A 13,198-nucleotide genomic window follows, 5' to 3' on the forward strand; every position below is an offset into this window, starting at 1 on the left:
TGGATTTGATCATCACTAGCGTCTGCTCTGTGGCAGATCGTCCATCATGATGCGCTGATCAACGCGGCGTCAGATGATCAGGTGGTACGTCGGTCCAGCATGGCGCGCGCGATGGTGCCTGCGTCCACGTATTCCAGTTCGCCGCCGACCGGCACGCCCCGCGCCAGGCGGCTGACCTTGAGGCCGCGCGCCTTGAGCGTCTCGCTGATGTAATGCGCGGTGGCTTCGCCTTCGTTGGTGAAATTGGTGGCCAGCACGACTTCGGCGACCACACCGTCGGTGGCGCGCGTGATCAGCTTTTCAATGTGGATGTCCTTGGGGCCGACGCCGTCCAGCGGCGACAGGCGTCCCATCAGTACGAAGTACAAACCCTTGAAGGTCAGTGTCTGCTCGATCATCAACTGGTCGCTCGGCGTTTCCACCACGCACAGGGTCGTGGCGTCGCGCTCGCCGTCCTGGCAAGTGTCGCAGATGACCTGTTCGGTGAAGGTGTTGCACAGCGCGCAGTGACGGATCGTCTCGGCCGCCTGAGCCAGCGCGCGACTCAGTTGCAGGGCGCCGTCGCGGTCGTGCTGCAGCAGGTGATATGCCATGCGCTGCGCCGATTTGGGACCGATGCCCGGAAGGGTGCGCAGGGATTCCGTGAGCTGGGTGAGACTGGACGGGGTTTTCAATTTCGGTCTGAGGTATGCCGGAAGACGGACAGCGCTTCGGCCGTCATGGATGGAACAAATTCGGTGATTTCATATTCGGCGACGCCGCCGATGTAGAACGGATCGGTTTCGATGATTGCTTCTACTTCAGCACGGTCGGCAGCATCGGCGATGATGATGCCACCGCTGCGCGGGACTTTGCGGCCGGACATCAGGAATACACCGTCGGCATACTGCTCGTTCAGGAATTGCTTATGCGCGGTCAGCAGCGCATCGATTTCGCTCGCCGACTTGGTATAGGTAATCGAGATCACGAACATGATGCCTCCTCATGAAAGCAGCCTGCAAAATCGTCGCGACTTCGCTGTCGCGTCAGAACGGCATCTTGAAGCCCGGCGGCAAAGGCATGCCGGAGGTCATGCCGGCCATCTTTTCCTGCGAGGTTGCTTCAGCCTTGCGTACGGCGTCATTGAAGGCAGCGGCGACCAGGTCTTCCAGCATGTCCTTGTCGTCGGCCAGCAGCGACGGATCGATCGAGACACGCTTGACGTCATTCTTACAGGTCATCACGACTTTGACCAGCCCTGCGCCGGACTGTCCTTCGACTTCGATCAATGCAAGCTGGTCCTGCATTTTCTTCATGTTGTCCTGCATCGCTTGAGCCTGCTTCATCAAGCCTGCCAGTTGGCCTTTCATCATGGTCATACTCCTTGGTAACTAAGTTGATTCATCTTGGTTCAGCCGTGGCGGAAATGGAACATTCGGCACAGTCACTACATTCCCCGTTTCCTGCCCGGCAATCTGCTTTTTACAACGGCCGGATCGATCCCGGCACGATGGAGGCGTCGAATTCACGCATCATGACTTGCACGAACGGATCGTTGTGCACGGTCTGCTCGGCTTCGCGTTGCCGCTCGGCGCGATCGGCTTGCGCCCTTGCGTTGGCCGTGAGCGCCACCGCACCGATCTCGGTTTCGATGCGCACGCTCTTGTTGAACCGCTCGCCGAGAACCGCCGTCAGTTTTTCAATATTTCCCGAGGCACGCAGAGTTTCCACCGGGATGCGCAAATGAAAAACCACGCTGTTGCCGCTTTGTTCGCAGCGCACCAGTTCGCTCTGCTGCGCCATCTGCGCAACCATGCCGCGCAACGACAGATCGGCGGCCAGTTGCGGCCAGTTGCCGTCCCAGCCAAGTTCGGCGGCGATCTTGGCGGTCTGCGCCGCCATCTCGGGCGTTACCGTGCTGGCCGGTGCCGCTGCGACGATAATGGCCTCGTCTGCGGCAAGTGCAGCCGGCGCAACAGCTGCCATCCCGGCTACGGCGTTGCTTGCTGAATATTGCTCAGTTTTTTTTTGAGCAGCGGCTGCTGCCGGCTCTTCATCCCACGGTGGCGGGGCCCGTTCGTCCAGAGCTGCCGGAACCGCAGATGCGGCAGGCGCCGGCGCGGCGACTGCCGGTGCGGGTGCAACAGGCTGCGCCGCCGGACGCGGCGAACTCTTGCCGGAGGCGGCGCGAGCTGCTTCCAGTGCAGCGGCGCGCGCGGAGTTGGCAGGCCCCGCCGGAGCAACTGCGGCAGGACGCGCAACCGGCGTGCTGGCGGTGGCAACTTGCGGCGCTGCGCTCAAAGGCGCGACGGCGGGATTCTGACGCGAAGGCGCTGCGGCCTGAGGCCGTGCCGCCGCTGTCGGTGCGGGCGCACTACCCGCAGCTGCCGCATTGGCAGCCACCGGACGGAACGCCAGCATGCGCAACAAGGTCATGCTGAAACCGGCATATTCGTCCGGCGCGAGGCCGAGTTCGTTGCGGCCATGCACCACGATTTGATAGAACAATTGCGCCTCTTCAGCGCGGAATTGCGACGCCAGACGCACGATGTCTTCTCGCTGCGGCAGATCTTCAGCCAACGCCGCCGGCACGGTCTGCGCCAGTGCGATCTGGTGCAACAACGTCGCCAGGTCTTGCAATGCGGCGTTGTAGGACAGGCTGCGCGTGGCCATCTCGTCGGCCACGGCGAGCAAGCCGCTTCCATCTTGTGCAGCCAGCGCATCAAGCACACGGATCAGATATGACTGATCGAGCGCGCCAAGCATGCCCTGCACTGCCTCCAGCGTCACTTTGCCGGCTGCGTAGGCGATCGCCTGGTCGGTCAACGACAGCGCATCGCGCATCGAGCCGTGCGCGCCTTGCGCCAGCAGGCGTAGGGCCGGCGCTTCGAATTCAATGTTTTCCTGCCCGAGGATGTTGTCCAGGTGGCTGATGATATGGCCCGGCGGCATCTGCTTCAGGTTGAACTGCAGGCAGCGCGACAGCACGGTCACGGGAATTTTTTGCGGGTCGGTCGTCGCCAGGATGAACTTGACGTGCTCCGGCGGCTCCTCCAGCGTCTTCAGCATGGAGTTGAAGGCATGGTTGGTGAGCATGTGGACTTCGTCGATCATGTAGACCTTGAAGCGCGCATTGGACGGCGCATAGACCGCCTGCTCCAGCAATTGCGCCATCTCGTCGACGCCGCGATTGGAGGCCGCATCCATTTCGATGTAATCAACGAAGCGGCCGGCGTCGATCGCCACGCAGGCATCGCAGACGCCGCACGGTTGAGCCGTGATGCCGCCATTGCCGTCCGGCCCCTGGCAATTCAGCGATTTGGCCAGGATGCGCGACAAGGTCGTCTTGCCGACGCCGCGGGTGCCGGTGAACAGGTAGGCGTGATGCAGCCGTTGCTGTTCCAGCGCATGCGTCAGCGCCCGCACGACGTGCTCCTGCCCGACCAGCGTGTCGAAGCTGCGGGGGCGGTATTTACGGGCGAGGACTTGGTAGGACATAAACGTGAGTTACCTGCGTTGGTTCAGACGGGCATTTTATTCTATTTCGCGCCCGTCTTTGCCGACTATCGCCGAATTGCCCTGATTCCCCCGCCTGAACAGGACGAGACCGGCTTACTTGCGGCCGTAAGTATCGTCGAAGCGCACGATATCGTCTTCGCCGAGATAGCTGCCGGATTGCACTTCTATCATTTCCAGGGGGAATTTTCCGGGGTTCTCCAGCCGGTGCGTCACGCCCAGAGGGATGTAGGTCGACTGGTTCTCGGACAGCAGGAACACCTCGTCGCCGCGCGTAATGCGCGCCGTGCCCTTGACGATGATCCAGTGCTCGGCGCGATGATGGTGCATCTGCAGGCTCAATGCGCACCCGGGATTGACGACGATACGCTTGACCTGGAAGCGCTCGCCGCTGTCGATGGAGTCGTACCAGCCCCAAGGGCGATGTATTTTGCGATGCGTCAGCGCCTCGTCGCGCCGCTGGGTCTTGAGGCGGGCAACAATACTCTTGACCTCCTGCATCTTGTCCTTGTCGGCCACCAGCACCGCATCCGGCGTTTCGACCACGACCATGTTGTCGATGCCGACGCACGCGACCAGTCGCCCTTGAGCGAACACCAGATTGTCCGACGCTTGCTCCAGCATGACGTCGCCGCGCGTCACGTTGCCGGCGCCGTCCTTTTCGGACACTTGCCACAAGGCGTCCCAGGCGCCGACATCGGACCAGCCGGCCGACAGCGGAATGATGCGGCCCTCGATGCCCAGATCCGGCGTATCGACCAGCTTCTCCATCACGGCGTAGTCGATCGAGTCGGCTGGACAGGCCTCAAACGCCGCTTTGTCGATGCGATAGAAATCGTTGTCCTGCTTGCCGCCGTCGAAAGCAGCGCGGCAGGCCTTGCCCATCGCGGGCTGCAGACGCTCGATGGCGCGCAGCCAGACGCTGGCGCGCACCATGAACAAGCCGCTGTTCCACAAGTAGTCGCCGGAGTCGATATAAGTCTGCGCGGTGGCCGCGTCGGGCTTTTCCACGAAACGGGCGATCGCATGCGCACCGTCGACTGGCGCGCCGCGCTGGATGTAGCCGTAACCGGTTTCGGGACGATCGGCGACGATGCCGAACGTCACCATGGCACCGGCCGCGGCATGCGGCACGGCCTGCCGGATCGCGGCCTGGAAGGCGCCGACGTCGCGAATGACATGATCGGCCGGCATTACCAGCAGCACCGGATCGATATCTCCCTGCGCCGCCAGCAAGGCAGCCAGAGTCAGTGCCGGCGCGGTATTGCGACCGACCGGTTCAAGCATGATGTGCTGTGTGGATTTTCCTGCGGCGCGCAGCTGTTCTGCGGTAATGAAGCGATATTCCTCATTGCAGACCACCACCGGCATCGACGCCAGCGCATAGTCCTTGCCGCCATCCTGAATGCGCAGCGCGGTCGCCTGCAACATGGTCTCGGTGCCGATCAGCGGCAATAGTTGCTTCGGATGCTGCTCTCGCGACAGCGGCCATAAGCGGGTGCCGGAACCGCCCGAGAGAATTACCGGTTGCAGATGGATCATCAGGTCAGTCGCTGTAGTCAATATTCAGTCCGCCAGGTGCGTGCTGTCACGCAGGCAGGCTAGGGAGCTTCGCGGCGACGTTTCTTCTGTTGGTACATCAAGGCGTCGGCGCTGCTCATCAGATCGCCAATCGTATCATGTACGACCGCATCATATTCAATCGCGCCGACGCTGTACAAGAGATCGTAGCCACGCTTGTTGGTCTGGTTGTGCAAGCCTATCGCCTGCTCGAAATGCCCGAGTACGGTGGCCGTTTCCTGTGCGCTGGTGTTGGTGAGGAATACCGCAAACTCGTCGCCGCCCAGACGCCCGATCACGTCCGATTCGCGGAAATTGGCAGCCAAAATATTGCTGAAGGCCACCAGCGCGCGATCACCTTCGGCATGACCGAAACGATCATTGATCTGCTTGAACAGATCGAGATCAAAGTACAGCAGCGAGGCTGGCTTGCCGAGCCGCTTGCACATGCTCAGCGCATGCTGGGACAGCGATTCGAAACCGCGCCGGTTGGACAGCTTGGTCAGTTCATCCATGGTGGCCAGATGCACCGCGACCATTTCCTGCTCGACCATGCGCGCCAGATCGCTCAACAATGCCTGGTCGTCGGCGTCGAACCGGCGTGGAATGGTGTCGAGCAGACACAGCGTGCCCAGCTTGTGGCCATGCGGACTACGAATCGGGCAACCGGCATAGAAGCGGATGAACGGCTCCCCCACTACCAGCGGATTGTCCCTGAAACGTTCATCGTCCAGCGCATTGGGTACGACCATCACATCGTCGCGCAGAATGGCGTGGGAACAGAAGGAAACGTCGCGCCCGGTTTCACAGGCATCGACCCCGACACGCGCCTTGAACCACTGGCGTTTGGTGTCGACCAGGCTGACCACGGCCATCGGCACCGAAAAAAGCCGGCGCGCCAGCCTGGTCAGACGGTCAAAGCGTTCTTCCGGTGGCGTATCGAGAATCTGCAGCCCATGGAGGTCGGCTACGCGCGCTTGTTCATCGACGGGAATATCAGCGATTTTCATCGGTGTCTGTGCCCAGTTATTGATTGAAATTCAGCCCGCAGACGCGTGCGATGCAAGTGAGTCCTGCCTGCCGAAAACCATGTAGATACAAGTACCCCGGCCATGTCATGGCTGCTGCCCCATCTTGCACGCAAAACCAACATTGCCAGCCAAACAATTTATCGGTGCGTTATTAGTTATTTTTCTATCTGTGACTGTAATGCCGATCAGGCGTCTCCGCAAGCATCCGGCTCACCCATATGCAGGAGTAAACAAAAAACCCCGCGACAGCGGGGTTTTTCGATAGCACGGCAATGCGTTGCGGCATCAGCCTTTTGCGGCCGCCGGTTTGTCCATTGCGGCGTCTTCCTTGCCTTCCTTGCCCTTCTTGCCGAACGGCTTGCCCGCTGACTTGACCGGCGCCACAGCCGATTTTCCGCGCGCCTGGCCGTTGACGGTCAGGCCGGCATCCGACAGCTTGACGGCACTCTTCTCGCCTACGCCCTTGACGCGCGTCTCGAAGTCGGACCAGTCCTTGAATTCACCTTTTTTGCGCTCGTCGAGGATGCGCTTGGACATCGCCGGGCCGATGCCCTTGATGCCGTCCAGCGCAGCCTGATCGGCCTTGTTGACGTCAGCCTGGGCAAATGCCAGGCCGGCGCTGAGGATGAAAGCGAAAACGGCGGCAATGAGTTTCTTCAACATGGGTATTGTTCCTTTAATGGGTCATCGTTACATCGTGGAAAGGGGAATCTCAGCTGGCGAATTTCGGCTGGCTGAGAAATTTAACGATTCCCTGGAACAACAGTTGACAAAATGAAAACTAAATTGCGCTCGTATTAATTCTTCGTGCCTGCGCCCGATTTTCGGAATGCGGGCACGATGCCTGAGAAAACCGGCTCAGAGCGCCAGTTCTTCGCGCGTGACGGTCGCCGTGCCGAGCTTGCCGACCACGATGCCGCCGGCCAGGTTGGCGATGCGGACCGCTTCCTTCAACCCGACGCCGTTGCCGAGCATGACCGCCAGCGTGGCAATCACGGTGTCGCCGGCACCAGAGACGTCGAACACTTCGCGCGCCACTGCGGGGAAGTTCACGACCTCGTTGTCCTGATACAGCGTCATGCCCTCTTCCGAACGCGTCAGCAGCAGCGCTTCCAGATCGAGCGAACGACGCAGGTTTTGCGCCTTCGTCGTGAGTTCTTCTTCCGACTTCCAATTGCCGATGATGCGGATCAGCTCGGAACGGTTCGGCGTCAGGATGGACGCGCCCTTGTAACGCGCAAAATCGTCGCCCTTGGGATCGACCAGAATACGCTTGCCGAGCTTCTTGCCGACGCTGATCATGTCGGCGACGTTCACCAGACTGCCCTTGGCGTAGTCGGACAGAATGATGACGTCGTACCTGTCGATCAGTGCATTGAACTGCGTGAGCTTGTCGCGCAGTACGGTATCGGTCGGCGCATCTTCAAAATCCACGCGCACCAGTTGCTGCTGGCGGCCTATCACGCGCAACTTGATGATGGTCGAGATGGCGGGGTCGCGATTGAGGTAGCTGCTGATGCCGAGGTCCGTCAGCAGGCCTTCGACCACCGCACCTGCCTCGTCTTGACCGATCACACCCAGCAAGCCGGTCTGCGCCCCCAGTGTAGCGGCGTTGCGCGCCACATTGGCGGCGCCGCCCAGACGTTCTTCGCGGCGCTCGACACGCACCACCGGCACGGGCGCTTCCGGCGAAATGCGGTTGACTTCGCCGAACCAGTAACGATCCAGCATGACGTCGCCAACGATCAGGATGCGCGCATCGCTCAGGCTAGCGAGGGAGTTCAGGGAATTCGGAATTGTCATCGGTTTAGCTCTTGGTGAGGATGGAGCGGCCGATACCGTGGTATTCGATACCGGCGTCCGCCATAATCTGCGGCTCGAACAGATTGCGGCCGTCGAAGATCACCGGCGCTTTCAGTTTGCTCTTGAGCTGGTCGAAATCGGGGCTGCGGAAGGCCTTCCATTCGGTCACGATGGCCAGCGCGTCGGCGTCTTGCAACGCGTCCATCGGGCTTTCGCAGAAACGGATGCGGCTCAGAATACTTTCGTCGTCATTGAAGTCCAGCGCCAATACGCGTCTGGCTTCCTTCATGGCGACCGGATCGAACACCGCCACCGTCGCGCCGCGCGCGATCAGCTCTCCGAGCAGTACACGCGACGATGCTTCCCGCATGTCATCGGTATTGGGCTTGAAGGCCAGCCCCCAGATCGCGAAATGGCGACCTTGCAAATTGTCGCCGAAGCGCGCCACGATCTTCTTGCCGAGCACGTGCTTCTGATTGTTGTTGACCTGCTCGACGGCGCGCAGGATATGCAGTTCCTGGCCGTACGCGCGCGCAGTGCGTTCCAGCGCCTGCACATCCTTGGGGAAACAGGAGCCGCCATAGCCGCAACCGGCATACAGGAAACTGTGGCCGATACGCGGATCGGAACCGATGCCGTGGCGCACGGCCTCAATGTCGGCGCCAACCTGGTCCGCCAGGTTGGCCAGCTCATTCATGAACGAGATGCGTGTCGCCAGCATGGCGTTGGCAGCGTATTTCGTGAATTCGGCGGAACGAACATCCATCCAGTAGGTACGTTCATGGTTGCGGTTGAACGGCGCATACAGCTTCTTCATGGCGGCGTATGCCTGCATGCCTTCGGCCGTATTGTCATGGCCGATCACGATGCGGTCGGGGCGCATGAAGTCTTCGACAGCGGCGCCTTCCTTGAGGAACTCGGGATTCGATACCACCGAGAATCTGGCTTCAGTGTTGGCGCGCTGCTGCAGCTCCCCTGCAATTGCGGCGCTGACCTTGCCGGCGGTGCCGACCGGGACGGTCGACTTGTCGACGATCACCTTGAAACCGGTCATGTGCTTGCCGATGTTGCGCGCAGCTGCCAGCACGTATTGCAGATCCGCCGAGCCGTCTTCATCGGGCGGTGTGCCGACTGCGATGAATTGCACGTCGCCGTGCGCCACGCTGGCGGCGACATCGGTGGAAAACTTCAGGCGCCCGGCGGCGCGATTGCGTGCCACCACATCTTCCAGGCCCGGCTCATGGATGGGAATGCCGCCGTTGTTGAGAATGTCGACCTTGTTCTGGTCGACATCGAGGCAAAATACGTCGTTCCCCAGTTCAGCCAGGCAGGCGCCGGTGACGAGGCCGACATAACCGGTGCCAATAATGGTGATTTTCATAATATTTCCTACAGATGCGAGTGCAGGAGCACTCTAGTTCATCACGTTCAATTCTTCGGTGCGGCGCGGCGGATAGGTTTCCCAATGGTTGCAGCCAGGGCAATGCCAATAGAACTGGCGCGCCTTGAAGCCGCAATGAGTGCATTGGTAACGCGCCAGCTTTTGCGTGTAGCTGTGCACCAGCGTTTTCACCACGGCGAGTTCCGGACGTATTTCCGCAGGCGCGTTCAGCATGCGCGCCTCAAGGAATTTGTCGAGGCCGAGCAAGGTCGGCGTGCGGCGCAACTCGTCGCTCACCAGTTGGTTGGCGGCTTCCACGCCTTCCAGTTCCAGCACCGCCTTGAACACCACTTCCAGCAAATCGATCGAGGGTGCTTCGGCCAGATAGGAGCGCAGCAGATTCAGGCCTTCTTGCATGCGCCCCACCGCCTGGTAACCGTCGAGCAGTCGCTGCGCCACCAGCGCGGCATGCGGAACGCTTTGGTGTTCGACCCGGCGCCAGGCCAGCAAGGCGGCTTCGATATCGCCCTTGGCGCGGTAAACGTCGCCCAGCAGCATGGTCGCGCGCACGCTCTTGCGATCCGTCGCCAAGGCTTTTTCCAACAGGCTCATGGCGGCGTCGGGATGCGTGTGCACCAACTCGTCTTCAGCCAATTCACAATAGAACTGGGCGATCTCTTTTTGCCGGCCACCGGCGCCTGCAGATTGCAGGGTTTCCGCGGCCTTGATGGCGCGCGCCCATTCTTTTTCACGCTGGTAGATTTCCAGCAACGCGCGCCCGGCCTGAGCGCCATATTGCGTGTCGTTGAGCAGATGGAAGGTCTCTTCGGCGCGATCCAGCAGACCGGCCTTGAGATAATCCTGACCGAGCTCGTACTGGGCGTGCGCCTTGTGCTCGGCCGGCAGATCGGGACGCGCCAGCAGGTTCTGATGGACCCGGATGGCGCGTTCGGTTTCGCCGCGGCGGCGGAACAGATTGCCAAGGGCAAAATGCAGTTCCACCGTTTCAGGATCAAGTTTGACGATTTCGATGAAAGCGTCGATGGCTTTGTCGGGTTGCTCGTTGAGCAGGAAATTCAAGCCCTTGAAATAGCCGCGCGGCAGCGTGCGCGACTCGGACAACAATTGATTGATGTCGACGCGGGCCGCGATCCACCCCAGTCCGAAAAAGACCGGAATGCCCAACAGCCACCAGAATTCAAATTCCATATAAAACCGCGATCAGATGAGGTGCTGCGGTGGAACTACGCTGTCCGGCTGCGGCGGCTGAGTCTGGGCCAGCAACTGGGCTTCGCGTTCCTTCTGCAGCACGGAAAGACTCTTCCTTTGTTTCGACGCTTCGCGACGATGGCGGAACACCAGCGGCGTCATCGCCAGCACGCCGAGAATGGCGCCGCCGACGAAGCACACCAGCAGCACCAGTACCAGAGGATCGGTGCGCTCATAGCCGAGGAAGAAATGCAGCGTGATTTCCTGCGTGTTCTTCAACGCGAAGAAAAAGAAAAGAATAAAGAGGACCGCCGCAATCAGTCTTGAAATTATCTTCATGGCGCAAATCCTTTTTCGATGTATTGGCCGGCCGGGCAGGCACGGCGACAGGGTACTGCCTGACCGCTCGCGCAGGAGGCGCGGCAGATATGAAATTGTACGTGAAAAAAAACGGCATCCAAAGATGCCGTTCATTTTGTTAAGCGCTATTTACACTCTTACATGCATGGCGCCCAACTGCTTCGCCAATACAGCGACGAAGCGTCAACTTAGTCTTCCTTGATGGGTTGCCCCACCATGGCGTCGACACGCTCCCGCAATTCCTTGCCGGGCTTGAAGTGAGGTACGCGCTTTTCCGGCACCATCACTTTGTCGCCCGACTTGGGATTGCGACCGATGCGAGGCGGCCTGCGATTCAACGCAAAGCTGCCAAAACCACGGATCTCGATGCGCTGGCCGGTCGCTAATGCGTCGACCATGGCATCGAGGATGGTTTTGACCGCGTAATCCGCATCCTTGGCGACAAGTTGCGGATAACGCTCAGCCAGGCGAGCGATCAGCTCAGACTTGGTCATTGTGCTCGACTAATCAGTTCTTGTTGTCGAGCTTTGCCTTCAGCAGTGCACCCAGGCTGGTGGTACCGGAAGCGGCGCTGGAGTCCGAAGACATCTTTTGCATTGCTTCCTGAGTCTCAGCGTTGTCCTTTGCCTTGATGGACAATTGGATGCTGCGTGCCTTGCGGTCGATATTGATGACCAGCGCTTCAACGCTGTCGCCGACCTTCAGGTGTGTACCGGCATCTTCAACGCGGTCGCGCGAGATTTCGGATGCACGCAGGTAGCCTTCGACTTCTTCCGACAACTGAATCACTGCGCCCTTAGGCTCGACCGACTTAACCGTACCGTTGACCAGTGCGCCCTTGTCGTTCATTGCTGCGAAGTTGTTGAACGGATCGCCTTCCAGCTGCTTGACGCCCAGGGAAACGCGCTCGCGCTCGACGTCGATTGCCAGAACAACTGCTTCCAGTTCGTCGCCCTTCTTGAACTTGCGCACGGCTTCTTCGCCGGTTTCAGTCCAGGACAGGTCGGACAGGTGAACCAGACCGTCGATGTTGCCGGTCAGGCCGATGAACACGCCGAAGTCGGTGATCGACTTGATTGCGCCCTTGACCTTGTCGCCCTTCTTGTGGCTGATCGCGAAGTCGTCCCATGGGTTCGGCTTGCATTGCTTCATGCCCAGGCTGATACGGCGACGCTCTTCGTCGATTTCCAGAACCATGACTTCAACTTCGTCGCCCAGTTGAACAACCTTGTTAGGCGCGACGTTCTTGTTGGTCCAGTCCATTTCGGAAACGTGCACCAGGCCTTCGATACCTTGCTCGACTTCGACGAATGCGCCGTAGTCTGTCAGGTTGGTGACCTTGCCGAACAGGCGTGTGCCTTGTGGGTAACGACGGGACAGACCGGTCCATGGGTCGTCGCCCAGTTGCTTGACGCCCAGCGAAACGCGGTTCTTCTCTTGATCGTACTTGAGGACCTTGGCAGTGATCTCTTGACCGACTGTGAGCACTTCCGACGGGTGACGCACACGACGCCATGCCAGATCGGTGATGTGCAGCAGGCCGTCGATGCCACCCAGATCCACGAACGCGCCGTAGTCGGTGATGTTCTTGACGACGCCGGTAACCACGGTGCCTTCTTTCAGGGTTTCCATCAGCTTTTGACGTTCTTCGCCCATCGACGCTTCGATGACGGCGCGACGCGACAACACGACGTTGTTGCGCTTGCGATCCAGCTTGATGACCTTGAATTCCAGGGTCTTGCCTTCGAAAGGCGTTGTGTCCTTGACTGGACGTGTATCCACCAGCGAGCCTGGCAGGAAGGCACGGATGCCGTTGGTCAGAACGGTCAGACCGCCCTTGACCTTGCCATTGACAGTACCAACGACGATCTCGCCGGACTCCATCGCTTTTTCGAGCGAGAGCCACGATGCCAGACGCTTGGCCTTGTCACGCGACAGGATAGTGTCGCCGAAACCGTTTTCCAGCGATTCGATCGCGACGGAGATGAAATCACCGACGTTGACTTCGAGTTCGCCGTTGTCATTTTTGAATTCTTCGATAGGAATGAAGGCTTCGGACTTCAGGCCGGCGTTGACGATAACGAAGTTATGGTCGAGACGGACGACTTCAGCCGAAATGACTTCACCAGAACGCATGTCTTGACGTGACAGCGATTCTTCAAACAGCGCTGCAAATGCATCAGCGCCAGCGGCTCCAGGAGCCAGGACAGTAGTGGTAGACATAGAATTTAAGAAAGGTGTTGGCCAGTATCCGGTCGCAACTTGCATAAATCAGACTGCTGGAGATGCATGCAAAAGGCGATGAATAATGGGTTTAGGTTTATCAACACTCGCCGGACTTTGCATCAGGCGAGCACCA

Annotated in this window: 13 protein-coding genes; all 13 read right to left on the minus strand. The window is 59.8% G+C overall.

What is annotated here, in order from left to right; genetic code table 11:
- Nucleotides 1-77: 77 nt before the first annotated feature.
- Entirely contained in the window at nucleotides 78-674 is a 597-nt protein-coding gene (gene recR / locus ACIROW_RS07485; RefSeq protein ID WP_402273640.1) for a recombination mediator RecR, read from the minus strand.
- Nucleotides 671-973, minus strand: coding sequence for a YciI family protein (locus ACIROW_RS07490; RefSeq protein WP_116433760.1), 303 nt, complete (start codon nucleotides 971-973; stop codon nucleotides 671-673). The genes recR and ACIROW_RS07490 overlap by 4 nt, the downstream gene beginning before the upstream one ends.
- A gap of 52 nt (nucleotides 974-1,025) precedes the next feature.
- Nucleotides 1,026-1,352, minus strand: coding sequence for a YbaB/EbfC family nucleoid-associated protein (locus ACIROW_RS07495; protein WP_116433761.1), 327 nt, complete (start codon nucleotides 1,350-1,352; stop codon nucleotides 1,026-1,028).
- Between the two features lie 109 nt (nucleotides 1,353-1,461).
- Nucleotides 1,462-3,477 (minus strand): DNA polymerase III subunit gamma/tau, encoded by a 2,016-nt coding sequence (locus ACIROW_RS07500; protein ID WP_402273644.1) that lies wholly within the window; start codon nucleotides 3,475-3,477, stop codon nucleotides 1,462-1,464.
- 114 nt (nucleotides 3,478-3,591) lie between these two features.
- Nucleotides 3,592-5,037: a mannose-1-phosphate guanylyltransferase/mannose-6-phosphate isomerase gene (locus ACIROW_RS07505; RefSeq protein WP_402273847.1), complete on the minus strand. Its 1,446-nt coding sequence runs from the start codon at nucleotides 5,035-5,037 to the stop codon at nucleotides 3,592-3,594.
- A 59-nt stretch (nucleotides 5,038-5,096) separates the two neighbouring features.
- Nucleotides 5,097-6,065: a diguanylate cyclase gene (locus ACIROW_RS07510; protein WP_402273647.1), complete on the minus strand. Its 969-nt coding sequence runs from the start codon at nucleotides 6,063-6,065 to the stop codon at nucleotides 5,097-5,099.
- Between the two features lie 306 nt (nucleotides 6,066-6,371).
- Nucleotides 6,372-6,749: a ComEA family DNA-binding protein gene (locus ACIROW_RS07515; RefSeq protein ID WP_402273649.1), complete on the minus strand. Its 378-nt coding sequence runs from the start codon at nucleotides 6,747-6,749 to the stop codon at nucleotides 6,372-6,374.
- Nucleotides 6,750-6,944: 195 nt separating this feature from the next.
- The gene (gene rfaE1 / locus ACIROW_RS07520) at nucleotides 6,945-7,889 is read right to left on the minus strand and encodes a D-glycero-beta-D-manno-heptose-7-phosphate kinase (RefSeq protein ID WP_402273651.1); all 945 of its coding nucleotides are present in this window, start codon (nucleotides 7,887-7,889) and stop codon (nucleotides 6,945-6,947) included.
- Between the two features lie 4 nt (nucleotides 7,890-7,893).
- Nucleotides 7,894-9,270, minus strand: coding sequence for a UDP-glucose dehydrogenase family protein (locus ACIROW_RS07525; RefSeq protein WP_402273653.1), 1,377 nt, complete (start codon nucleotides 9,268-9,270; stop codon nucleotides 7,894-7,896).
- 33 nt (nucleotides 9,271-9,303) lie between these two features.
- Nucleotides 9,304-10,479, minus strand: coding sequence for a lipopolysaccharide assembly protein LapB (gene lapB / locus ACIROW_RS07530; RefSeq protein ID WP_116433767.1), 1,176 nt, complete (start codon nucleotides 10,477-10,479; stop codon nucleotides 9,304-9,306).
- Nucleotides 10,480-10,491: 12 nt separating this feature from the next.
- The gene (locus ACIROW_RS07535; protein ID WP_402273656.1) at nucleotides 10,492-10,818 is read right to left on the minus strand and encodes a lipopolysaccharide assembly LapA domain-containing protein; all 327 of its coding nucleotides are present in this window, start codon (nucleotides 10,816-10,818) and stop codon (nucleotides 10,492-10,494) included.
- A 209-nt stretch (nucleotides 10,819-11,027) separates the two neighbouring features.
- Nucleotides 11,028-11,333 carry an integration host factor subunit beta gene (locus ACIROW_RS07540; protein WP_007876341.1) on the minus strand — a complete coding sequence of 102 codons (306 nt, stop codon included), beginning with the start codon at nucleotides 11,331-11,333 and terminating at the stop codon, nucleotides 11,028-11,030.
- A 13-nt stretch (nucleotides 11,334-11,346) separates the two neighbouring features.
- Nucleotides 11,347-13,062: a 30S ribosomal protein S1 gene (rpsA, locus tag ACIROW_RS07545; RefSeq protein ID WP_402273658.1), complete on the minus strand. Its 1,716-nt coding sequence runs from the start codon at nucleotides 13,060-13,062 to the stop codon at nucleotides 11,347-11,349.
- Between the last annotated feature and the right edge of the window lie 136 nt (nucleotides 13,063-13,198).

The organism is Herbaspirillum sp. NPDC101397 (assembly GCF_044767325.1).
GTDB lineage: Bacteria > Pseudomonadota > Gammaproteobacteria > Burkholderiales > Burkholderiaceae_D > Herbaspirillum.